This window comes from Streptomyces polyrhachis (assembly GCF_042663125.1).
GTDB lineage: Bacteria > Actinomycetota > Actinomycetes > Streptomycetales > Streptomycetaceae > Streptomyces > Streptomyces polyrhachii.
The window spans coordinates 115,701-137,234 of record NZ_JBHSZO010000001.1 but is presented as its reverse complement, the minus strand read 5'-3'; the positions used below and the strand labels follow the sequence as shown (position 1 = coordinate 137,234).

24 protein-coding genes are annotated in these 21,534 nt (G+C 73.5%); 12 read left to right on the top strand and 12 right to left on the bottom strand.

Annotation, left to right across the window (positions count from 1 at the left end; translation table 11 throughout):
* Window positions 1-51 precede the first annotated feature (51 nt).
* Genes hisD through hisF form a run of 8 tightly spaced genes read left to right on the top strand, consistent with a single transcriptional unit; the run spans window position 52 to window position 5,786 of the window.
* The gene (gene hisD / locus ACFQLX_RS00595) at window positions 52-1,368 is read left to right on the top strand and encodes a histidinol dehydrogenase (protein WP_386410395.1); all 1,317 of its coding nucleotides are present in this window, start codon (window positions 52-54) and stop codon (window positions 1,366-1,368) included.
* The gene (locus tag ACFQLX_RS00590) at window positions 1,368-2,492 is read left to right on the top strand and encodes a histidinol-phosphate transaminase (RefSeq protein ID WP_386410392.1); all 1,125 of its coding nucleotides are present in this window, start codon (window positions 1,368-1,370) and stop codon (window positions 2,490-2,492) included. Before hisD ends, ACFQLX_RS00590 begins: the two co-directional genes overlap by 1 nt.
* On the top strand, window positions 2,489-3,082 hold the full coding sequence (gene hisB, locus ACFQLX_RS00585) for an imidazoleglycerol-phosphate dehydratase HisB (protein ID WP_386410389.1): 594 nt from the start codon (window positions 2,489-2,491) through the stop codon (window positions 3,080-3,082). Before ACFQLX_RS00590 ends, hisB begins: the two co-directional genes overlap by 4 nt.
* Window positions 3,079-3,237 (top strand): hypothetical protein, encoded by a 159-nt coding sequence (locus ACFQLX_RS00580; protein WP_386410386.1) that lies wholly within the window; start codon window positions 3,079-3,081, stop codon window positions 3,235-3,237. Before hisB ends, ACFQLX_RS00580 begins: the two co-directional genes overlap by 4 nt.
* A 5-nt stretch (window positions 3,238-3,242) precedes the next feature.
* On the top strand, window positions 3,243-3,881 hold the full coding sequence (gene hisH / locus ACFQLX_RS00575) for an imidazole glycerol phosphate synthase subunit HisH (protein WP_386410383.1): 639 nt from the start codon (window positions 3,243-3,245) through the stop codon (window positions 3,879-3,881).
* Window positions 3,881-4,627, top strand: coding sequence for a bifunctional 1-(5-phosphoribosyl)-5-((5-phosphoribosylamino)methylideneamino)imidazole-4-carboxamide isomerase/phosphoribosylanthranilate isomerase PriA (gene priA / locus ACFQLX_RS00570; RefSeq protein WP_386410380.1), 747 nt, complete (start codon window positions 3,881-3,883; stop codon window positions 4,625-4,627). The genes hisH and priA overlap by 1 nt, the downstream gene beginning before the upstream one ends.
* Before the next feature lie 2 nt (window positions 4,628-4,629).
* A complete protein-coding gene (locus tag ACFQLX_RS00565; RefSeq protein WP_386410377.1) occupies window positions 4,630-5,019 on the top strand; it encodes a Rid family hydrolase in 390 nt (129 codons plus the stop codon).
* Window positions 5,016-5,786, top strand: coding sequence for an imidazole glycerol phosphate synthase subunit HisF (hisF, locus tag ACFQLX_RS00560; RefSeq protein WP_386410374.1), 771 nt, complete (start codon window positions 5,016-5,018; stop codon window positions 5,784-5,786). Before ACFQLX_RS00565 ends, hisF begins: the two co-directional genes overlap by 4 nt.
* Window positions 5,787-5,853: 67 nt before the next feature.
* Here the strand turns inward: hisF and ACFQLX_RS00555 are convergent, their stop codons facing one another.
* The 4 genes from ACFQLX_RS00555 to ACFQLX_RS00540 all read right to left on the bottom strand — a co-directional run bounded on the left by ACFQLX_RS00555 (window position 5,854) and on the right by ACFQLX_RS00540 (window position 11,412).
* Complete coding sequence (locus ACFQLX_RS00555) at window positions 5,854-7,470, bottom strand: alkaline phosphatase D family protein (protein ID WP_386410371.1); 1,617 nt, start codon at window positions 7,468-7,470, stop codon at window positions 5,854-5,856.
* A gap of 159 nt (window positions 7,471-7,629) precedes the next feature.
* Window positions 7,630-9,501 carry a glycoside hydrolase family 3 protein gene (locus ACFQLX_RS00550; RefSeq protein ID WP_386410368.1) on the bottom strand — a complete coding sequence of 624 codons (1,872 nt, stop codon included), beginning with the start codon at window positions 9,499-9,501 and terminating at the stop codon, window positions 7,630-7,632.
* Between the two features lie 377 nt (window positions 9,502-9,878).
* The gene (locus ACFQLX_RS00545) at window positions 9,879-10,508 is read right to left on the bottom strand and encodes a TIGR03085 family metal-binding protein (RefSeq protein WP_386410365.1); all 630 of its coding nucleotides are present in this window, start codon (window positions 10,506-10,508) and stop codon (window positions 9,879-9,881) included.
* A 76-nt stretch (window positions 10,509-10,584) separates the two neighbouring features.
* Window positions 10,585-11,412, bottom strand: a complete 828-nt coding sequence (locus tag ACFQLX_RS00540) for a hypothetical protein (protein WP_386410362.1) — start codon at window positions 11,410-11,412, stop codon at window positions 10,585-10,587.
* Between the two features lie 68 nt (window positions 11,413-11,480).
* Here ACFQLX_RS00540 and hisI point away from each other — a divergent pair, with 68 nt between their 5' ends.
* The gene (gene hisI / locus ACFQLX_RS00535) at window positions 11,481-11,861 is read left to right on the top strand and encodes a phosphoribosyl-AMP cyclohydrolase (RefSeq protein ID WP_386410359.1); all 381 of its coding nucleotides are present in this window, start codon (window positions 11,481-11,483) and stop codon (window positions 11,859-11,861) included.
* 42 nt (window positions 11,862-11,903) lie between these two features.
* The gene (locus ACFQLX_RS00530) at window positions 11,904-13,406 is read left to right on the top strand and encodes an anthranilate synthase component I (protein WP_386410356.1); all 1,503 of its coding nucleotides are present in this window, start codon (window positions 11,904-11,906) and stop codon (window positions 13,404-13,406) included.
* Window positions 13,407-13,418: 12 nt separating this feature from the next.
* On the opposite strand, the gene ACFQLX_RS00525 is transcribed toward ACFQLX_RS00530, so the two are convergent.
* From ACFQLX_RS00525 to ACFQLX_RS00490, 8 genes are all read right to left on the bottom strand, one after another.
* Entirely contained in the window at window positions 13,419-14,390 is a 972-nt protein-coding gene (locus ACFQLX_RS00525; RefSeq protein WP_386410353.1) for a zinc metalloprotease, read from the bottom strand.
* Between the two features lie 268 nt (window positions 14,391-14,658).
* Window positions 14,659-15,474, bottom strand: a complete 816-nt coding sequence (gene trpA, locus ACFQLX_RS00520; protein ID WP_386410351.1) for a tryptophan synthase subunit alpha — start codon at window positions 15,472-15,474, stop codon at window positions 14,659-14,661.
* On the bottom strand, window positions 15,471-16,718 hold the full coding sequence (gene trpB, locus ACFQLX_RS00515; RefSeq protein ID WP_386410348.1) for a tryptophan synthase subunit beta: 1,248 nt from the start codon (window positions 16,716-16,718) through the stop codon (window positions 15,471-15,473). Before trpB ends, trpA begins: the two co-directional genes overlap by 4 nt.
* Before the next feature lie 89 nt (window positions 16,719-16,807).
* Window positions 16,808-16,960, bottom strand: a complete 153-nt coding sequence (gene trpM / locus ACFQLX_RS00510) for a tryptophan biosynthesis modulator TrpM (RefSeq protein WP_386410346.1) — start codon at window positions 16,958-16,960, stop codon at window positions 16,808-16,810.
* A 6-nt stretch (window positions 16,961-16,966) separates the two neighbouring features.
* Window positions 16,967-17,776: an indole-3-glycerol phosphate synthase TrpC gene (gene trpC / locus ACFQLX_RS00505; RefSeq protein ID WP_386410343.1), complete on the bottom strand. Its 810-nt coding sequence runs from the start codon at window positions 17,774-17,776 to the stop codon at window positions 16,967-16,969.
* Window positions 17,777-17,910: 134 nt separating this feature from the next.
* Window positions 17,911-18,315, bottom strand: a complete 405-nt coding sequence (locus ACFQLX_RS00500; RefSeq protein ID WP_386410340.1) for a DUF2752 domain-containing protein — start codon at window positions 18,313-18,315, stop codon at window positions 17,911-17,913.
* A 94-nt stretch (window positions 18,316-18,409) separates the two neighbouring features.
* Window positions 18,410-18,643 carry an HGxxPAAW family protein gene (locus tag ACFQLX_RS00495; RefSeq protein WP_386410337.1) on the bottom strand — a complete coding sequence of 78 codons (234 nt, stop codon included), beginning with the start codon at window positions 18,641-18,643 and terminating at the stop codon, window positions 18,410-18,412.
* A gap of 124 nt (window positions 18,644-18,767) precedes the next feature.
* Window positions 18,768-19,406, bottom strand: coding sequence for a TIGR02234 family membrane protein (locus tag ACFQLX_RS00490; RefSeq protein WP_386410334.1), 639 nt, complete (start codon window positions 19,404-19,406; stop codon window positions 18,768-18,770).
* A 100-nt stretch (window positions 19,407-19,506) separates the two neighbouring features.
* Here ACFQLX_RS00490 and ACFQLX_RS00485 point away from each other — a divergent pair, with 100 nt between their 5' ends.
* Window positions 19,507-20,283 (top strand): DsbA family protein, encoded by a 777-nt coding sequence (locus ACFQLX_RS00485; protein WP_386410331.1) that lies wholly within the window; start codon window positions 19,507-19,509, stop codon window positions 20,281-20,283.
* A 123-nt stretch (window positions 20,284-20,406) separates the two neighbouring features.
* Window positions 20,407-21,474 (top strand): prolipoprotein diacylglyceryl transferase, encoded by a 1,068-nt coding sequence (gene lgt / locus ACFQLX_RS00480; protein WP_386410328.1) that lies wholly within the window; start codon window positions 20,407-20,409, stop codon window positions 21,472-21,474.
* The last annotated feature ends 60 nt before the right edge of the window (window positions 21,475-21,534 follow it).

Below are 21,534 nucleotides of genomic sequence, written 5' to 3'. Positions count from 1 at the left end.
GGTGTGGGACGCGGGGCGGTGGGCGGGCCGGGGTCTGCGACACTTGGCACCGTGATCTCCCGAATCGATCTGCGCGGTACCGCCCTTCCGACGGGCGGCGCCCTGCGCTCCGTACTGCCCCGTGCCGAGTTCGACGTCGCGGCCGCCCTGGAGAAGGTGCGGCCCATCTGCGAGGACGTACGGCATCGCGGCGACGAGGCGCTGATCGAGTACGCGCAGCGCTTCGACGGGGTGCGCCTGGAGCAGGTGCGGGTGCCGCCCGAGCTGATCGTCGCGGCGCTGGAGCAGCTCGATCCGCAGGTGCGGGCCGCGCTGGAGGAGTCCATCCGCCGGGTGCGACTGGTCAGCCGCGAGCAGCGGCGCGAGGAGCACACCACCCAGGTGGTGCCCGGCGGCACGGTCACCGAGAAGTGGATCCCCGTGGACCGGGTCGGGCTCTACGCGCCCGGGGGCCGCGCCGTCTACCCCTCCTCCGTGATCATGAACGCGGTGCCGGCCCAGGAGGCCGGGGTGCCGTCGATCGCGCTCGCCTCGCCCGCGCAGGCCGAGTTCGGCGGGCTGCCGCACCCCACGATCCTGGCCGCCTGCGCGCTGCTGGGCATCGACGAGGTGTACGCGGCGGGCGGCGCGACGGCCGTGGCGATGTTCGCGTACGGCACCGACAGCTGCGCCCCCGCCGACATGGTCACCGGCCCCGGCAACATCTGGGTCGCCGCCGCCAAGCGCTACTTCACCGGCCTGATCGGCATCGACGCCGAGGCCGGCCCGACCGAGATCGCCGTCCTGGCCGACGGCAGCGCCGACCCCGTCCACGTGGCGGCCGACCTCGTCTCGCAGGCCGAGCACGATCCGCTGGCCGCCGCCGTGCTGGTCACGGACTCCGAGGCGCTGGCGGACGCGGTGGCGAAGGAACTGCCCGCGCAGGTCGCCGCGACCCGGCACGTCGAGGACCGCATCCGGCCCGCGCTCGGCGGCCGGCAGTCCGCGATCGTGCTGGTCGACGGGATCGAGGAGGGCCTCGCGGTGGTCAACGCCTACGGCGCGGAGCACCTGGAGGTCATCACCGAGGACGCCGCCGAGGTCGCCGCCCGGGTGCGCAACGCGGGCGCGGTCTTCGTCGGCGCGTACTCCCCGGTCTCGCTCGGCGACTATGTCGCCGGCTCCAACCACGTGCTGCCGACCGGCGGTTGCGCCTGCCACTCCTCGGGCCTGAGCGTGCAGTCCTTCCTGCGCGGCGTCCACCTCGTGGACTACTCGCGCGAGGCCCTCGCCGAGGTCGCCCACCACGTCGTCACCCTGGCGGAGGCGGAGGACCTGCCGGCGCACGGGGCGGCGATCAAGGCCCGCTTCGGTTGGGAAGTGCCGTGATGGTGTCCATCGACGACCTCCCCATCCGCGACGAACTGCGCGGCCAGTCCCCGTACGGCGCCCCGCAGTTGGACGTCCCGGTGCGGCTCAACACCAACGAGAACCCCTACCCCCTGCCCGAGTCGGTGGTGGCCTCCATCGCCGAGCGGGTGACCGAGGCCGCCCGCTCCCTCAACCGCTACCCCGACCGCGACGCGGTCGAGCTGCGCACCGAGCTGGCCCGCTACCTCAGCCGCAGTGGCGGCCTGGCGGTCGGCCCCGCGCAGGTCTGGGCCGCCAACGGCTCCAACGAGGTCCTCCAGCAGCTCCTGCAGACCTTCGCCGGACCGGGCCGCACCGCGATCGGCTTCGAGCCCTCCTACTCGATGCACGCGATCATCTCGCGCGGCACCGGGACCGGCTGGGTCAGCGGCCCCCGCAACGCGGACTTCACCATCGACGTCGGGGCCGCCGAGCGCGCCATCGCCGAGCTGGCCCCCGACGTCGTCTTCGTCTGCTCGCCCAACAACCCGACGGGCACAGCTGTTTCGGCCGAGACGGTGCTGCGGCTGTACGAGGCGGCGCAGGCCGCCAAGCCCTCCCTCGTCGTGGTGGACGAGGCGTACGGCGAGTTCAGCCACCGGCCCTCGCTGCTGCCGCTGATCGAGGGCCGCCCGCACCTGGTCCTGACCCGCACCATGTCCAAGGCCTTCGGGGCCGCCGGGCTGCGGCTGGGCTACCTCGCCGCCGACCCGGCCGTGGTGGACGCCGTCCAGCTGGTGCGCCTGCCCTACCACCTCTCGGCCGTCACCCAGGCCACCGCGCTCGCCGCCCTGGAGCACACCGGTACGCTGCTGGCCTACGTCGAGCAGCTCAAGGGCGAGCGCGACCGCCTGGTCGCCGAACTGACCGCGCTGGGCTGCGAGGTGACGGAGTCCGACGCCAACTTCGTGCAGTTCGGGCGCTTCCCCGACGCCCGGGCGATGTGGCGGCGGCTGCTGGAGCACGGGGTGCTGGTGCGCGACAACGGCGTACCGGGCCACCTGCGGGTGACCGCCGGGACCCCGCAGGAGAACGACGCGTTCCTGGAAGCGGTGCGCGTGAGCCTCAAGGACCTCAAGTACCCCAGGGAGAACAGCGCATGAGTCGCGTCGGCCGCGTGGAGCGGGCCACGAAGGAGACCTCCGTACTCGTCGGGATCGACCTCGACGGCACCGGGCAGGTGGAGGTGTCCACCGGGGTCGGCTTCTTCGACCACATGCTCGACCAGCTGGGCCGCCACGGCCTCTTCGACCTCACGGTCAAGACCGACGGCGACCTGCACATCGACGCGCACCACACCATCGAGGACACCGCCCTCGCGCTGGGCGCCGCCTTCCGCCAGGCACTCGGCGACAAGCGGGGCATCGTGCGCTTCGCCAACGCCTCCGTCCCGCTGGACGAGGCGCTCGCCCAGGTCACCGTGGACCTCTCGGGGCGCCCGTACCTGGTGCACAGCGAGCCCGCGGGCATGGCGCCGATGATCGGCACCGAGTACGACACCACCATGACCCGGCACATCCTGGAATCCTTCACGGCCCAGGCGCAGATCGGCCTGCACGTGCACGTCCCCTACGGGCGCAACGCGCACCACATCGTGGAGGCGCAGTTCAAGGCCCTGGCCCGCGCCCTGCGCTACGCCAGCGAGATCGACCCCCGCCAGAGCGGCATCCCCTCCACCAAGGGGGCGCTGTGAGCGCGCTGGCCCTCCTGCTGCTCTTCGTCGGCTTCTTCTTCCTGGGCGGCTTCATCTCCTTCGCCAAGCAGGGCAAGCCCAAGGGCCTCCTGGCCCTCCTCGGCCTCGCCGCCGTGCTCGCGCTCGCCGCGGGCCTGCTGCGCGTGGACTGGTGAGCGCGATGGGGCAGCGCACGGTGGTCGTCTTCGACTACGGCTTCGGCAACGTCCGCTCCGCCGAACGGGCCCTGGCCCGGGTCGGCGCGGACGTCGAGATCACCCGCGACTACGACAAGGCGCTCGCCGCCGACGGACTGCTCGTCCCCGGCGTCGGCGCCTTCGCCGCCTGCATGCGCGGACTGCGCGCCGCGCGCGGCGACTGGATCGTCGAGCGCCGGCTCGCCGGCGGCCGTCCCGTCATGGGCATCTGCGTCGGCATGCAGGTCCTCTTCGCGCGCGGCGTCGAGCACGGCGTGGAGACCGAGGGCCTGGACGAGTGGCCCGGCACGGTCGAGGAGCTGCGCGCCCCGGTCGTCCCGCACATCGGCTGGAACACCGTCGAACACCCCGCCGATTCCCGGCTGTTCGCTGGCACGCCCGCCGACGCCCGCTACTACTTCGTGCACTCCTACGCCGTCACGACGTGGGACCAGGAGTCGTACAACCCCCGTATCAATCCGCCGCTGGTGGCCTGGTCCACCTACGGGGAGCCCTTCGTGGCGGCCGTGGAGAACGGCCCGCTGTGGGCCACCCAGTTCCACCCCGAGAAGTCCGGCGACGCCGGAGCCCAGCTGCTGACCAACTGGATCGAGAGCCTGTGATGCCCGCCCTTGAGCTCCTGCCCGCCGTCGACGTCCGCGACGGCCAGGCCGTCCGCCTCGTGCACGGCGAGTCCGGCACCGAGACCGGCTACGGCGACCCCCTGGAAGCCGCCCTGGCCTGGCAGCGCGCGGGCGCCGAGTGGCTCCATCTCGTCGACCTGGACGCCGCGTTCGGCACCGGCGACAACCGGGAGCAGATCGCCGCCGTCACCGCCGCCATGGACCTCAAGGTCGAGCTTTCCGGGGGCATCCGCGACGACGCCTCCCTCGCCGCCGCCCTGGCCACCGGCTGCACCCGCGTCAACCTCGGCACCGCCGCCCTGGAGAGCCCCGAGTGGGTCGCCAGGGCCATCGCCGAGCACGGCGAGCGCATCGCGGTGGGCCTGGACGTCCGCGGTACGACCCTGCGCGGCCGGGGCTGGACCCGCGACGGCGGCGACCTCTACGAGACCCTCGCCCGCCTGGACGCCGAGGGCTGCGCCCGCTACGTCGTCACCGACATCGCCAAGGACGGCACTCTCCAGGGCCCCAACCTGGAGCTGCTGCGCGAGGTCTGCGCCCGCACCGACCGCCCCGTGGTCGCGTCCGGGGGCGTCTCCTCCCTTGACGATCTGCGCGCACTGGCCACTCTGGTACCGGAGGGTGTCGAAGGCGCCATCGTCGGCAAGGCTCTCTACGCCAAGGCGTTCACCTTGGAGGAGGCCCTGGCGGCCGTGTCCGCGGCAGGGTTGGAGGAGGGCGCGTAGCCATGGCTGAGGTCGAGCGGATCCCCGGGGACCCCTGGGAGGACGAGATGGGCTTCTCCCGGGCGGTGGCCGCCGGCGACCGGGTGTCCGTCTCCGGCGCCATACCCTTCGTACGCGGGGTGCTGCAGGGCGAGGGCGACCCGTACGAGCAGGCCCGCACCGCCTTCGGCAACGCGCTGGCCGCGCTGGGGGAGTTCGGGCTGGGGCCCGCCTCCGTGGTCCGTACCCGGATGTACATCGCGCACGCCCGGGACGTGGAGGCGGCCGGGCGCGCGCACAAGGAACTGTTCGACACCGCACGGCCGGCGGGGACGCTGGTCGTCGTCTCGGGATTCGTCGACTCGCGCATCCTGGTCGAGGTGGAGGTCGAAGCCTACCGAGGAGCACCATGAGCCTGGCCGTACGCGTCATCCCCTGCCTGGACGTCGACGCCGGCCGGGTGGTCAAGGGCGTCAACTTCCGCGAGCTGCGCGACGCCGGCGATCCGGTGGAGCTGGCCCGGCGCTACGACGCGGAGGGCGCCGACGAGCTGACCTTCCTGGACATCACCGCCTCCTCGGGCGATCGCGAGACCACCTACGACGTGGTGCGGCGCACCGCCGAGCAGGTCTTCATCCCGCTGACCGTCGGCGGCGGCGTCCGCAGCGCCGGGGACGTGGACAGGCTGCTGCGCGCCGGGGCCGACAAGGTCGGCGTGAACACCGCCGCCATCGCCCGCCCCGGGCTGATCCGCGAGATCGCCGAGCGCTTCGGCCGCCAGGTGCTGGTGCTCTCCGTCGACGCGCGCCGCTGCCCCGAGGGCGTCTCGACCCCCTCCGGCTACGAGGTCACCACCCACGGCGGCCGGCGCGGCACCGGTCTCGACGCGGTCGAATGGGCGCACCAGGCGGCCGAGTCGGGGGCGGGGGAGATCCTGCTCAACTCCATGGACGCCGACGGCACCAAGGACGGCTTCGACACCGGGCTGATCGCGGCGGTGCGCAAGCACGTCGCCGTGCCCGTCATCGCCTCCGGCGGCGCGGGCACCGCCGCGCACTTCCCGCCGGCGATCGAGGCGGGCGCGGACGCCGTACTGGCCGCCTCCGTCTTCCACTTCGGGGAGCTGCGCATCGCGGACGTGAAGGACGCGCTGCGGGCGGCGGGGCACCCGGTGCGCTGAGGCCGCGCCGCGACAGACGCCGCGGGGCCCGTACCTCCAGGGGTACGGGCCCCGCGGCGTCTGTGCGTCACAGGACGGGGGCGTCCGCCTGCTCGATCCGCTGCGAGCCGCTGAGCGTGCGGTAGGAGCGCGCCCAGGTGGACGTCGCCGCCGGGGACTTCTTGTCCGACAGGACGTAGTAGTCCATCTGCGAGCGCTCGGCGGTGAGGTCCAGCACGCCGTAGCCGTGGGAGTCCATGTCGACCCACTTCACGTGCGGGTTGACGGCCCGTACCGCCTGCGAGGCCACCACCGACAGCGTCTGCGGCGGCACCCCGAGCAGCTCGTCGATGTTGTCCGAGGTCACCGACGTGACGACGAACTCCACCGCGGAGCTGGGTGCGGCGGCCCGCGCCGGGACGTCGTTCGCCCACGCCATGTGGATGTCGCCGGTGAGGAAGACCGTGTTGCGGATGGCGTTCGCGTCGAGGTGGCCGAGCAGCTCGCGGCGGTCGTCGGTGTACCCGTCCCACTGGTCGGTGAGCACCGGCGCGCCCCCGGCCGGGATGCCGAGCAGCTTGGCGAGCGGGCCGAGCAGGGCCGGCGGCAGCCCGTTGAACGACAGCGGCGAGATCATCACCGAGTTGCCGACCAGCTGCCAGGTCGCCTGCGAGGCGGAGAGCCCGGACTTCAGCCAGTCCAGCTGGGCGCGGCCCGTGATCGTGCGCTCCGGGTCGTCGACCGCGCCGCTCGCGGCATCGGCCTGCTGGGAGCGGAAGGAGCGCAGGTCCAGCAGGTGCAGGTCGGCGAGCTTGCCGAAGCGCAGCCGGCGGTAGGTGGTGCCCTCCACGGAGGGGCGCACCGGCATCCACTCGAAGTACGCCTGCCGGCCCGCCGCCGCACGCTGCGCGTAGTCGCCCTCGGTGGCCGGGTCGTGGTTCTGCGCGCCGCCCGACCAGGCGTCGTTGGCGATCTCGTGGTCGTCCCAGATGGCGATCAGCGGGTGGCGCGCGTGCAGGGCCCGCAGGTCCGCGTCTGTCTTGTAGGTGCCGTGCCGGGCGCGGTAGTCGGCGAGGGTGAGGATCTCGTGCGCCGGTACGTGCGGGCGCACCGGACCGCCGGTGGTGGCGTAGGCGCCGGTGGCGTACTCGTAGATGTAGTCGCCCAGGTGCAGCACCGCGTCCAGGTCGCCGCGCGCGGCGAGGTGGCGGTACGAGGCGAAGTAGCCGGCCTCCCAGTTGGCGCAGGACACCACGCCGAAGCGCACGCCGCCCACCGGGGAGCCCAACGCCGGCGCGGTGCGCGTACGGCCGACGGGGGAGGTGGCGGCGCCGGCGGTGAAGCGGTACCAGTAGCGGGTCGCCGCGCGCAGCCCGCGCACGTCCGCCTTCACCGTGTGGTCGCTCGCGGCCCGCGCGGTCACGCTGCCGCGCGCGACGACCTTGGCGAAGGCGGCGTCGCGGGCGACCTCCCAGGTGACGACCGTGTCCGCGCCCAGCCCGGAGCCCGGGACGGCGCCCGGCTCGGGGGTCACCCGGGTCCAGAGCAGCACGCCGTCGGGCAGCGGGTCACCGGAGGCGACGCCGTGCAGGAAGGCGGGGCCGGCGGCCGCGGCGGCCGGGGCGGGGGAGGAGACGGCGGCGAGGGCCGCGGTCGCGGCGGCCGCCTTGATCACCGAGCGGCGGTGGGGGAGTTGGATGGTCACGATCGGAAACGATAAAGGGAGCGGCTGCTTATCGGTAGGGAGAGGTGGCGACTTCTCCGGATCTTCGCCTGCCGCTCACCTTCCCCACCGGACCCGCCCGTGCCCCCGTACGCGCTCCCGGGGCCGCCGGGAGCGCGTACGGTACGGGGGCGGGGTGCCTCAGTAGCTCAGCCCGTGCCCCACCGGATAGAGCACCGACGTGGGCTCGGCCGCCACCGGGATCGCCACCGGCAGCCGGCCGCCCGGGTTCAGCTCGCCGAGCACCGCCTTGACCCCGTGCTCCAGGTTCACCAGCCCGTAGCCGTACGTGGCCAGGAACGCCGGCGCCTGCGGATAGCGGTTGATGTCGTACGGGTTGCGCACCCCCAGCACCACGACCTGCCTGCCGGTCGCCAACAGCGCGTTGACGAGGGCCACTTGCGCCGTACCCGTCTCCGCCTTGCCGGCCGCCAGCAGGTTCGAGGAGACCACGACCAGGTCCGCCGCGCCCGCCGCCGCCACCGCCGCGTCGATCTTCGCCTGCGTGGGCACCGCGCCCGTCTCCAGCGTGGTGGCGCTGTGCCCGCGCGCCGTGAAGGCGCCGGCGAGGCGAGCCACCGTCGTCACGCCCCAGCCGGTGACCAGCACCGAGCGGCTGCCCGCCGCCAGCGGCAGCACGCCGCCGTCGTTCTTCACCAGCGTCGTGGAACGGCTGGTGATCTCCCGGGCGTCTGCCGTGAACGCCGGCTGCCCGACGACCCGGGGCGCGCGGCTCTCGCTGACGTAGGCGTCGTCCCCGTACAGCCCCCGGCGCAGCTTGTGCGCGAGGATGCGTACGACCGACTCGTCCACCCGCGACTCGGCGATCTCACCGGACTCCACCGCGGCGAGCAGCGCGTTGAACGCCAGCGGCAGGTTCGGCGAGAGCACCAGCATGTCCGCGCCGGCCCGGAACGCCGTCAACGCCGCCTTGTCCGGCGGGTACTCGGCACTCGCGCCCTGCATGTCGAGGGCGTCGGTGACGATCAGCCCCTCGAAGCCCAGCTCCTCGCGCAGCAGCCCCGTCAGGATCGGGTACGACATCGTCGCCGGCACCTCGGTGGCGTCCAGCGACGGCACCACGATGTGCGCCGTCATGATCGTGTCGACGCCCGCGGCGATCGCGGCGCGGAACGGCGGCAGGTCGATGTCGTCCAACTGCTGCCGCGTGTGCGTGATGCGCGGCAGCCCGAAGTGGCTGTCGGTGTCGGTGTCGCCGTGGCCGGGGAAGTGCTTGGCGGTGGCCGCGACCCCGCCCCGGTGCAGGCCCCTCACGGCGGCGGCGGTGAGCGCGGCGACCGCCTCGGGCTCCGAGCCGTAGGAGCGGATGCCGATGACCGGGTTGGCGGGGTTGATGTTGACGTCCGCCACGGGCCCGTAGTTGGCGTTGATCCCGCAGGCGCGCAGCTCGGCGCCCATGATCTCGTTGCTGCGGTACGCGCTCGCCGGCGCCCAGGTCGCGCCCAGCGCCATGTTGCCCGGCTGCTCCGTCGCGGGCGGCGTGGGCATCCGGAAGACGAGGCCGCCCTCCTGGTCGGTGGAGATGATCAGCGGGGCGCCGTTGTCGATGCCCTGCGAGACCTTCTGCAGCCCGTTGGAGAGCCGCGCGATCTGCCGGGGGTCGCCCATGTTGTCGTCACCGCGGGAGACGAAGTAGATCACGCCGCCGGGACGGTACTTGGCGATGATCTCGGCCGGGGTGGACACCCCGAAACGGGACCTGTTCAGCGCGGCGGACGCCTCGCCCACCTCGTGGGCGTCGCGGCCGGCGACCTCTAGGACGAAGAGCTGGCCGATCTTCTGCTCCAGCGTCATGCGGCCGGCGAGCGCGCGGGCGCGCTCCTGGGCCGAGTCGGCGGCGGCGGTGGGGAGTCGGACGCTGCCCATCGCGATGGCGGCGCCCACGGCTCCCGCGAGGGTCTGCCGGCGCGAGGGCTTCCAGGGCTGTGCGGTGGGCTGCGCGGGGGACTGCCCGGCGGGCTGCTTGGAGGGCTGCGTGGAAGACGGGGCCATCTCAACTGCTCCTTAGCGAGTGCGGTTCGATCCGTCGCCCGGCAGGGCGCGACGGGGTGCGTCGGGGGTGGAGACCACCGGCCGGGCACCGCGGATCACGGCGCCCGGCCGGTCGTTCCCGGCAGTGCGGCGTGCGGCCGGTGCGGGTCTGCTCCCCCGGAAGGCCGCCAAGGAGACTTCGGGCGCGGATTCTTCTGGCATTCCGAGTCGGTGTCAATACTTTGTTGACAAAAGGGATGGTGTCGCGGACGGGCGCGTAATTCACGGCCAACCCGCCGCAGTCGCAGGTGAATTAAGGGTCCGACTCGTCCGATGAACGTGAATTCCTACCCGGGCCACCTTGGATCGGCGCGCGGACGGGGAACTCCGTACAAACCCTAGAAGCCCAGCGCCGCCTCGTACGCCGACGCCACCGCGTCCTTGTCGCCCTCCGCCTCCACGCGGGCCGCGTGCTGGCGGCCGTAGGTGAAGAGGAGGAGTTCCGCCGGGTCGCCGGTCAGGGTGATCGTCGGGGTGGCGCGGCGGGCGACCACCGTGCGGCCGTCGGGGCGGCGCAGGACCAGGCCGACGGGGGACCTGCGGGCCAGGAGGCGGGCCATGCGCTCCAGGCGCTTCCAGAGCGTCTCGGCGAGCAGCGGGTCGAGGTCGCGGGGCGCGGTGGCGGGGTCCGCGCGGCGCACGTCCTCGGTGTGGACGAAGAACTCCACCGGGTTGGACGCCTCGTCGACCTGCTTGAGGGCGAACGGGGACCAGGCGGGCGGCCCGGTGCGGATCAGGTCGAGCAGCTCTGTGTACGGACGCTCGGCGAACTCCCGCCGTACCCGCTCCAGTCGGGGCGCCAGCGCCGGAAGCAGGATCCCCGCCGCCTCGCCGCGCCGCTCCCGTACCACCACGTGGGCGGCGAGGTCCCGCGTCGTCCACCCGCCGCACAGGGTCGGGGCGTCGGGGCCGGCCGCCTCCAACACCTCGGCAAGGGCCTTGCGTTCGCGCTTCGCATGCGTCGTCATGCGGTCCAGCGTACGGCGCCCGCCCGCCGCCCAGGGGCATGCGGCGGGCGGGCGGTCGGCGGGCGGGCAGCCCCGGCTAGCTGCTCAGCGGCTTGGTGAGCTTCTTGCCGCCCGGCTTGTCGGTGAGCGTCAGCGCGCAGGAGACCGTGTCCTGGTTCTGGTACTCGTAGGAGACCAGCCGGGGGTAGAGGGCGTAGAAGTAGTAGAGCTCGCCGTCCGGGGTCATCGTGCTCAGCTTCTTGTTCGCGTCCTGCTTGCACAGCTCCAGGGCCTTGTCCTGCAGCTGCTTCTCCGTCTCGAACTCGCCCGTCAGCGTGCGGTTGGAGATCACCTGCCCGTCGTGCGGGGCGCTGCACGAGCGCTTCTCGACCTCCGTCACGCTCGTGTCGATCAGCGGGTGGTCGAAGCAGGTGCCGGGCTTGAGGACGACGTAGGGGATGAAGGGCATCGTGGGGTCGCCGCTGGGCGCCGCCGTGGTCGCGTCCTGCGAGGGGGTCTGCGTCGGGTCCGCCGAGGGGGAGGGGGACTGCGTCGTGCGCGTCGGAGTGGGGGAGGCGGTGGGCTTGTTGTCCGCGTCCGTGCTGTCGTCGGTGCGCGTCAGCAGCACGACGCTGACGACTATCGCCGCCACCAGCAGCGCGCCGATGACGACCGCCGCGGCGATCTTCGGCCCGTTGCCGCCGCCGGGAGGCGGGGGGTACGGGCCGCCGGGCCCCGGTCCGCCGGGGTAGCCGGGGCCGCCCGGGTAGCCGTAGCCGCCGCCGGGAGGGCCGGGGGGCTGGGGCGGGCCGAAGCCGCCGGGGGGTCCGAACCCGCCCCCGGCGGGGGGCTGTTGCGGCGGCGGGTTGTACCCCGGGCCGGAGCCCTGGTGGTACGGCTGGCTGGGCGGCGGTGGATACGACATGCTGGAAGCATGCCCTACCCGTACCGGTGCGGATTCGGGAGTCCCCCTTTCGTTGGCAGAATGTGCCCATGTCCACCACGCGCCCCGTCCCCGCCTCCGGCCTCGACCCCGCCGTCGCCGCCCGCCTCAAGCGCGACCCCCGGGGCCTGGTCCCCGCCGTCGCCCAGCAGTACGACACCGGCGAGGTGCTGATGCTGGCCTGGATGGACGACGAGGCCCTGCACCGCACGCTGACCACCGGCCGGGCCACGTACTGGAGCCGCTCGCGCGGCGAGTACTGGGTGAAGGGCGACACCTCCGGGCACGTGCAGCAGGTGAGGTCCGTGGCGCTGGACTGCGACGGGGACACGCTGCTGGTGAAGGTCGACCAGCGCGGGCCCGCCTGCCACACCGGGACCCGTACCTGCTTCGACGACGGCGCGCTCCCCCTGGCGCGGTCCGCGGACTGAGCGGCTGTCGGGCGGGGTCCGTATGCCCGATAAGGTCGGCCCATGACGACCCCGGACCTTGAGACGTTCCGCGCGCTGGCCAAGGACCGGCGGGTCATCCCCGTCGTGCGCCGCCTCCTCGCCGACGGTGACACGCCCGTCGGGCTGTACCGCAAGCTGGCCGCCGAGCGGCCGGGGACGTTCCTGCTGGAGTCCGCGGAGAACGGCCGCAGTTGGTCGCGCTACTCCTTCGTCGGCGTGCGCAGCGCCGCCACCCTCACCGTGCGCGGGGGCCGGGCGCACTGGCTGGGCACCCCGCCCGTCGGCGTCCCCGCCGGCGGCGACCCGCTGGAGGCGCTGCGCGCCACCGTCGAGGCCCTGCACACCCCCCGCGACCTGCACCACCGCGACAGCGGACTGCCGCCCTTCACCGGCGGGATGACCGGCTACCTCGGCTACGACGTGGTGCGGCGCCTGGAGCGCATCGGCGAGCATGCCACCGACGACCTGCGGCTGCCCGAACTGACGATGCTCCTCACCTCCGACCTCGCGGTGCTCGACCACTGGGACGGCAGCGTCCTGCTCATCGCCAACGCCATCAACCACAACGACCTCGACACCGGCGTGGACGAGGCGTATGCCGACGCGCTGGCCCGGCTGGACGCGATGGAGGCGGACCTGGCGCGGCCGGTCGCGGCGGGCGCCGTGCCGCTGCCGCCGTCGGAGCTGCCCGCGTACGACTCCCCCTGGGGCGGCGCCGACTACCGGGCGGCCGTCGAGGACGTCAAGGAGCGCATCCGCGCCGGGGAGGCGTTCCAGGTCGTCCCCTCGCAGCGCTTCGAGACGCCGTGCGAGGCGAGCGCGCTGGACGTCTACCGGGTGCTGCGGGCCACCAACCCCTCGCCGTACATGTACCTGTTCCGCTTCGAGGACTTCGACGTGGTGGGCTCCAGCCCCGAGGCGCTCGTCAAGGTCGAGGACGGCCGCGCGCTGCTGCACCCCATCGCCGGCACCCGCCCGCGCGGCGCCACCCCCCAGCAGGACGCGGCGCTGGCCGAGGAGCTGCTGGGGGACGCCAAGGAGCGGGCCGAGCACCTGATGCTGGTCGACCTGGGCCGCAACGACCTGGGCCGGGTCTGCGAGCCGGGCAGCGTGGAGGTGGTGGACTTCATGTCCGTCGAGCGCTACAGCCACGTGATGCACATCGTCTCGACCGTCACCGGGCGGGTACGCGGGGACCGCAGCGCCTTCGACGTGCTCACCGCCTGCTTCCCGGCGGGGACGCTCTCGGGCGCCCCCAAGCCGCGCGCGATGCAGATCATCGAGGAGCTGGAGCCCGTCCGCCGCGGCCTGTACGGGGGTTGCGTCGGCTATCTGGACTTCGCGGGCGACGCGGACACCGCCATCGCCATCCGCACCGCCCTGCTGCGGGACGGCACCGCCTACGTCCAGGCCGGGGCCGGAGTCGTCGCCGACTCCGACCCCGCCGCGGAGGACGCGGAGTGCCGCAACAAGGCGGCGGCGGTGCTGCGGGCCGTCAACACGGCCAACCAGCTGGGGCGTTAGGGCTTACCGGCGCTACGCGCGGTACGCCAGCCAGGAGTCCTGCATGCGCTGGACCTGGCCGGCGGTGAACTGGTACATGCACGCGTCGTAGGTGTAGTCCATGAAGTTGTGGATGGGGTCCGCCCCGGCCTTGCGGGCGCAGCTGTCGCGACCCGTGGGGCACTCGTAGGCGGCGCTCTTCTCCGCCGGGGTGTCGGCCACGTAGTCGCCGTTGCCGCTGCAGCCGCCCTGGAAGGTGTGGTAGAGCCCCAGCCAGTGCCCGACCTCGTGGGTTGCCGTGTCGCCCTCGTCGTAGTCGGTGGCCGAACCGCCCGGGAGCGACGCGTCCAGGATGACGACGCCGTCGTCGGAGGGGTTGGAGTTGTAGGAGCTGGGGAAGGTCGCCCAGCCCAGCAGGCCGCCGCCCAGGTTGGCGCTGTAGATGTTCAGCGCGTTCTTACCGCCCTGGCGCAGCGCGGACTTCATCTGCTTCTCCGCGGTCGAGCCCGCACCGACGTTGTACCAGGCGGCGTTGTCGGTCCAGTCGGTGCCGGCGAGGGTGAAGGAGAAGCCGGTGGGGACGTTGCCGCTGCCCTGTCCGCCGAAGGCGGCGTTCAGCACCGACAGCTGGGCGCTGACGTCGGAGGCCGAGAGGTTGCCGGCGGCCCCGCTGTGGATCACGTGGAAGTACACGGGGATGGTGGCGCCGGCCAGCTGGGTGGTGCGGCCGGAGTCGCGCAGCTGCGCCAGCCGCTTGTCGAGCGCCTTGTCCATGGCGGCGGCCCTGGTGGCCGAGAGCTCGTTCGGCTCGTGCGCGTCGTGGCTGCCGGGCGCGGCCTTGCGGGCGAGCGGCGCGCTGTCCACGCAGTCCTCGGCGGCCGGAGCGCTGAGGGAGGCGGCGCCGGTGGAGGCGCCGAGGGGGGTCAGGACCAGCACACCGGCCAGTGCGGTGGCACTGGCAAGTCGCTTGCGCAGGCGGGGGGTTATGCGGGCAAGAGAACGCATCGGTCTCCTCGCGGACATGCGGGCGGTGCGCGGCGGGGGCTCCTCGCCGCGTCGCGCGAGTTTACGAGTCCATGTCAGACCGAGGGAATGGGACAACCGGGCGAATAACGGCATGTTACCGGGAGTTGACGCAGGATTTACCAGCCGGGTGATCAACCATCCTGGAACGGACGGACGTTGACCAGGCCGAAACGACGGAGCGCGGGGCCGGGATCACTCCCGGCCCCGCGCCCGCCACAGCCACCGCCGCCGCGTGCCGGCGCGCTGCTCAGGCCCGCCGCACGCCCGCCGCCAGCTCGCCCGCCAGCGCCCGCACGGCCGCCAGCCCGGCCGCCCTGTCCGCGCCCGCGTCCAGCACCCGCAGGACGAACGCCGAGCCCACGATCACGCCGTCCGCGAAGGCCGCGACCTCCGCCGCCTGGGCCGCGTTCGACACGCCCAGCCCCACGCAGACCGGCAGCCCGGTCGTCGCCCGGGTCCTGGCCACCAGGTCCGCCGCCTGCGCGCCGACCGAGACCCGGGTGCCGGTGACGCCCATCAGCGAGGCCGCGTAGACGAAGCCGGAGCCCGCCGCCGTGATCTTCGCCAGCCGCTCGTCACGGCTGCTCGGCGCCACCACGAACACCGTGGCCAGCCCGTGCTTCTCCGCCGCCGCGCGCCATACCCCGGACTCCTCGACCGGCAGGTCCGGCAGGATGCAGCCCGCCCCGCCCACCGCCGCGAGATCCTCCGCGAAGCGCTCGACGCCGTAGCGGTCGACCGGGTTCCAGTACGTCATGCACAGCACCGGCGCGCCCGTACGCCCGTACACCTCGCCGACCGTGCGCACGACGTCCCTGATCCGCAGGCCGCCGCGCAGCGCGATGTCGTCCGCCGTCTGGATCACCGGGCCGTCCAGCACCGGATCGCTGTGGGGCAGCCCCACCTCGACGACGTCGCAACCGCCCTCCACCATCGCGCAGATGGCGTCGATGCCGCCCTCGACGTCGGGGAAGCCGGCCGGCAGGTAGCCCACCAGCGCCGCCCGGTCCTCGGTCCGCGTGCGGGCCAGCGCCGCGTCCAGCAGGGGGATGTTCCCGCTCACTTGGCCGCCTCCTGGGTCGCGCCGCCGCCGTACAGCCCGAAGTAACGGGCCGCCGTGTCCATGTCCTTGTCGCCGCGCCCGGAGAGGTTGACCACGATCAGCCCCTCCCCGCCCAGCTCGCGCCCGACCTCCAGCGCCCCGGCCAGCGCGTGCGCGCTCTCGATCGCCGGGATGATCCCCTCGGTGCGCGAGAGCAGCCGCAGCGCGTCCATGGCCGCCGCGTCCGTCACCGCGCGGTACTCGGCGCGCCCGGAGTCCTTGAGGTAGGCGTGCTCGGGGCCCACGCCCGGGTAGTCCAGGCCGGCCGAGATGGAGTAGGGCTCGGTGATCTGGCCGTCCTCGTCCTGCAGTACGTAGCTGCGCGAACCGTGCAGGATGCCCGGATCGCCCTCGGAGAGCGTGGCCGCGTGCTCGCCGCTCTCGATCCCGTGGCCCGCGGGCTCGCAGCCCACCAGCCGCACCCCCGGATCGCCGAGGAAGGCGTGGAAGAGGCCGATGGCGTTGGAGCCGCCGCCCACGCACGCCACCGCCGCGTCGGGCAACCGGCCCGCCCGCTCCAGCAGTTGGCGCCGTGCCTCGACGCCGATCACGCGGTGGAAGTCGCGGACCATCGCCGGGAAGGGGTGCGGGCCCGCGACCGTACCGAAGAGGTAGTGGGTGGAGTCGACGTTGGCGACCCAGTCGCGGAACGCCTCGTTGATGGCGTCCTTCAGGGTGCGGCTGCCGGACCGCACCGCCACCACCTCGGCGCCCAGCATCCGCATCCGGGCGACGTTGAGCGCCTGGCGCTCGGTGTCGACCTCGCCCATGTAGATCGTGCAGTCCAGGCCGAAGAGCGCGCAGGCGGTCGCGGTGGCGACGCCGTGCTGGCCGGCGCCGGTCTCGGCGATGACGCGGGTCTTGCCCATCCGCCGGGTGAGGAGCGCCTGGCCCAGCACGTTGTTGATCTTGTGGGAGCCGGTGTGGTTGAGGTCCTCGCGCTTGAGGAACATCCGCACGCCGCCGGCCTGGCGGGCGAAGCGCGGCACCTCGGTGAGGGCGGAGGGGCGCCCGGTGTAGTTGACGAGCAGGTCGGTCAGCTCGGCGGCGAAGGACGGGTCGTCCTTGGCCTTGTCGTACTCGACGGCGACCTCGTCCACGGCGGCGACGAGCGCCTCCGGGATGAACTTGCCGCCGTACGCGCCGAAGTAACCGCTCGGACCGGGGACCTGCCCGGCCGGATCGGGAACGAAGAAGTCGGACATCCGACGAACTCCTGGGGAAGATGGCTTGGTTGGGGACACCGTAAGCGGGGTCGCCGGACCGGGCCGCGATTCACCACGCGACCCCCGTCCTAACCCCGCACGCCCCCACGCCATCGGCACCCGTTGATCTGCCCCGGCTCCGCCCCGATGTGGTAGCGCACCCGCCGACCGCGCACCCGGCGCGCGGGCGCGCGGCAGCCGCGGGGCTTGCAGCCCCGTGCCAGTCGCGCGCCGATCGCCATCCCCCGTCAGCTCCTGCCGTGCCGCAGCGCCGGATGCGCGCCCGCGGCGACCAGGTCGGCGACCGCCGCGCGCGGGTCCTTGCCGGTGACCAGCGACTCGCCGACCAGCACCGCGTCGGCGCCCTCGTTGGCGTAGGCGATCAGGTCGTGCGGGCCGCGCACCCCGGACTCGGCGACCTTCACGATCCCGGCCGGGATCTCCGGGGCCACCCGGTCGAAGGTGGAGCGGTCGACCCGCAGGGTCCGCAGGTTCCGCGCGTTCACCCCGATGATCTTCGCACCGGCGGCGACCGCCCGCTCGACCTCGTCCTCGTCGTGCACCTCGACCAGCGGGGTCAGCCCGATGGACTCGGCCCGCTCGACCAGGGAGACCAGCGCCTCCTGCTCCAGCGCCGCGACGATCAGCAGCACCAGGTCCGCGCCGTACGCCCGCGCCTCCCAGAGCTGGTAGGCGGTGACGATGAAGTCCTTGCGCAGGATCGGGACGTCCACCTTGGCCCGGACGGCCTCCAGGTCGGCCAGCGAACCGCCGAAGCGGCGCTGCTCGGTGAGCACGGAGATGACCGCCGCGCCGCCCGCCTCGTAGTCCGCGGCCAGAGCCGCCGGGTCGGCGATCGCGGCCAGCGCGCCCTTGGAGGGGCTGGAGCGCTTCACCTCGCAGACCACCCGCACCGAGTCGCCCTTCAGCGCCGCGACGCCGTCACGGGCGGAGGGGGCGCGCGCGGCGCGCTCCTTCAGCTCCTCCAGGCTCACCCGCGCCTGCCGCTCGGCGAGGTCCTCGCGGACTCCGTCGATGATCTCGTCGAGCACACTCACGCGAGGGGCCTCCTTGATGGCGGTGTGGGGCATCTGTGATGGTATCCGGGCCGGGCCGCAAGCCCCGCATCCGGTGGGCGCCGATCCCGGCCGGTGGACACGGGCCGTACCCCTCACGGGCCCCGCCCCGGCCTTCAGGGGGCGAGGAACCGGCCGAAGGGCAGGTTCCGTACGAGCGTGAAGGCGGCGGCGAGTCCCGTCAGCGCGTAGCCGTTCACCCGCCCCCACGGCAGCGACAGCCCCCGGCCCCGGACGGCGGCCAGCAGCCAGCAGGACAGGACAAGGGCCACCACCGTGAAGACGCCCAGCGCCAGGACGTTCGACGCCGCCGCCGCGGCGAGGTCGCCGTGGGCCAGCGCGTGCGCAGCGCGCAGCCCGCCGCAGCCCGGGCAGTACCACCCCGTCAGGCGCAGCAGCGGGCAGACGGGGTAGTGGCCGGGCTCGCCCGGATCGACCGCGCGGACATAGCCGAAAGCCGCGGCCACGAGGGCCGCGGCCGCCACGGGTCCCGCCAGCCGGCGGGCGAGGTCGCTGTACACGCCGCGATTCTCCCGCCGCGGGGGCGGGAGCGCATCCGTTGTCCGTACGGGCGTGGTGGGCGCGGGTCGGACCCGCGCCCGGTCGGCCCGCCGTTCAGCCGGCCATGCGGTGCGGGGCGGGCTCTTCCTTGCCCATGCCGGCCGCCTTCATCGCGGCGCCGACGAGGCCGCCCACGAGGGTCAGGGCGATGCCGGCCCAGAAGCCGATGGGCTGGGCTACGACCATGAAGTAGCCGGCGACCATGAAGCCGACGAAGGCAATGATCACGCCGGTCCACGCCGCCGGGGTGTGGCCGTGGTCCGCGCCGTGGCCGTTGTTGGCCGCCATGAGTGCTCCTTGCCGGTCTACGAGAAGGGTGGGTCCGTCGAAGGGCGCTGCGGCGGTGTGAAGATCGGACCGCAGAACGCCCGATCCATTGTCCCCGACGCGGCCGGCGCCCTGTTCCCGGGGGTCAGTTCGCGGCCGTGGGGTCCTCGCCGCGGTCGAGCGCCTTCCACAGCTCCTCGGGCCGCTCGGGGTCCGCGGGCGCAGCCGCGCGACGCGGCGCCGGCACCCCGGAGCGCTCGTAACGCCCGGACATCGCAGGCCAGTTGGCGCCGTGGCGCAGAGCGAGGAGTCCGGCGGCGAGGAGCAGCAGGCCGCCCGCGGCGGCGACCCACGGCCAGGCGGTCGATGTGAGGTTCTCCACAGCGGCGCCCGTCAGCCCGGAGACCCCGGCGGCCTTCTCCCGCAGCGCGGCCCGCGCACCGCCGCCCGCGAGGGAGGCGGCGGCGACCCCGGCGCCGGAGAGCGCCAGCAGCGCGGCGACGAGCCGGCGGCCCGTACCGCGGACGGCGAAGACGGCGACCAGGGCGGCCAGTCCCACCACCGCCAGCGCCGAGGGCAGCCCGGTCACGTCCCGCCCGCCGACGCCGATCTGCACGGTCCCCGACCCGACGGCCGCGGCGGCGCGCCCCTCGGCCCACGTCCGCCCCGACGACGCCAGCACGGCCGCGGCACCCAGCGCGCCAGCGGCCAGGGCCGCGGCGAGGGACGTACGACCGCCGGACGCGGCGGGGCCGGAGGAAGGGGAGGTCTGCTGCTCGGTCACCGGCCCAGTGTGCCCCAACGGCGCGGAAGCCGGCCGGGGGGTGCCGGGAAAGAGCCGCCCCCGCGCGTGACGGGTGCGGCGCCGCGTCGTTGAGTCCCACGTGAGTGCCAAGAACAGTGGTGGGAAACGGGCCGCCCGCGAGCGGATGGCCGAGCAGCGGGAGCACCAGCGGGCGGCGGAGAAGCGCAGACGCACCGTGCTCGCGGTGCTCAGCGTGCTCGGTGTGCTGGTGGTCGCGGGCGGCATCGCGGTGCTCGTCAACAACAACGGGGACGAGGGCAGCGAATCGGACGGGCCGCTGGTCTACCCCAAGCACACCGCCGGCAAGGACCGGCTCGCCATCATCGACGGCAGGAGCGCCGCCCCCGTGACGCTCACCGTCTACGAGGACTTCCGCTGCCCGGCGTGCCAGGCGTTCGAGAAGACGTACAGCAAGACCATCCACGAACTGGTGGACAGCGGTCAGCTGAAGGCCGAGTACCGCCTGGTCACCCTCATCGACAACAACCTGAAGGGCCACGGCTCGCTCAACGCCGCCAACGCCGCCGCCTGCTCCGCCGGCAGCGACGACTTCCGCGCCTACCACGACGTGCTCTACGCCAACCAGCCGCCGGAGAGCACGGACGACTACGGGGACAAGGACAAGCTGAAGGAACTGGCGAAGAAGGTCCCGGGGCTGGACACCAAGGACTTCGCCGACTGCGTCGACGACGGCCGGTACAACCCCTGGGTCGTGAAGTCGGACAAGGCCTTCATGACCTCGGGCCACGACTCCACCCCGACCGTGCTGCTCGACGGCAAGAGCATCTTCGGCCAGGGCCTGGACCTCACCCCGGAGAAGCTGAAGCAGCAGGTCGCGGCCGCCGCGAAGGGCTAGCGCCGCTGTCCGTCACCGCCGTTCCCGCCCCGCCCGGGCCGCCCGGGCGGGGCGGTGGCGTTATCCACACGTTGCCCGGTGGGTTGCCACAGCCCCCTCCCGGCGCGATACCGTCGGAGCGCCATGGACATCGCTTACATCCCCAGTCCCGACAACGGCGTGTGGCATCTCGGTGCCGTACCCCTGCGCGGCTACGCCTTCTGCATCCTCGCCGGCATCTTCGTCGCCATCTGGGTCGGCGGACGCCGCTGGGAGGCGCGCGGCGGCAACAAGACCACCGTGACGGACATCGCCATCTGGGCGGTCCCCTTCGGTCTGGTCGGCGGCCGGCTCTACCACGTCATCACGACGTACGAGCCGTACTTCGGCAAGGACGGCCACTGGGTCGACGCCTTCAAGATCTGGGAGGGCGGCCTCGGCATCTGGGGGGCGATCGCCTTCGGCGCGGTCGGTGCCTGGATCGGCTGCCGGCTGCGCGGCATCCCGCTGCCGGCCTACGCCGACGCGGTGGCGCCGGGCATCGCCTTCGCCCAGGCCATCGGCCGCTGGGGCAACTGGTTCAACCAGGAGCTCTACGGCCGCGAGACCACGCTCCCCTGGGCGCTGAAGATCACCCGCGCCGACGGCGACCGCATCCCGGGCCTCTACCACCCGACGTTCCTGTACGAGTCGCTGTGGTGCGTCGGCGTCGGACTGCTCGTCATCTGGGCGGACCGCCGCTTCACCATGGGCCACGGCCGCGCCTTCGCCCTGTACGTGGCGGCGTACTGCGCGGGCCGGGGCTGGATCGAGTACCTGCGGATCGACGAGGCCCACGAGCCCTTCCTGGGCATCCGCCTCAACGTCTGGACGTCGATCGTCGTCTTCGTCGCGGCGGTGGTCTACATCGTCGTCTCCGCGAAGAAGCGCCCGGGACCGGACGTGGACGTGGAGCCGGGCCGTACGGACGCCGAGAAGGCCGCGAGCGGGGATGGCGGCGAGGCGAAGGACGCGAAGGACGCCGACGACGAGGCCCCCTCGGGCAACATCTCGGGCCACGCCTTCTTCGACGGCGCCTCCGACGGCATCTCCGACGACACCCCTGGCAGTGCCTCCGGTGACACCTCCGACGGCGCCTCCGATGGCACCTCCGATGGCACCTCCGATGACAAGGCCGCGGCTGCCGAGGCGGACGCCTCCGCCAAGAAGTAGACCCGCGGACAGGAGCCCGCCCGAGCGATCGGGCGGGCTCCTTCCCTGTCCGCGAGCCCC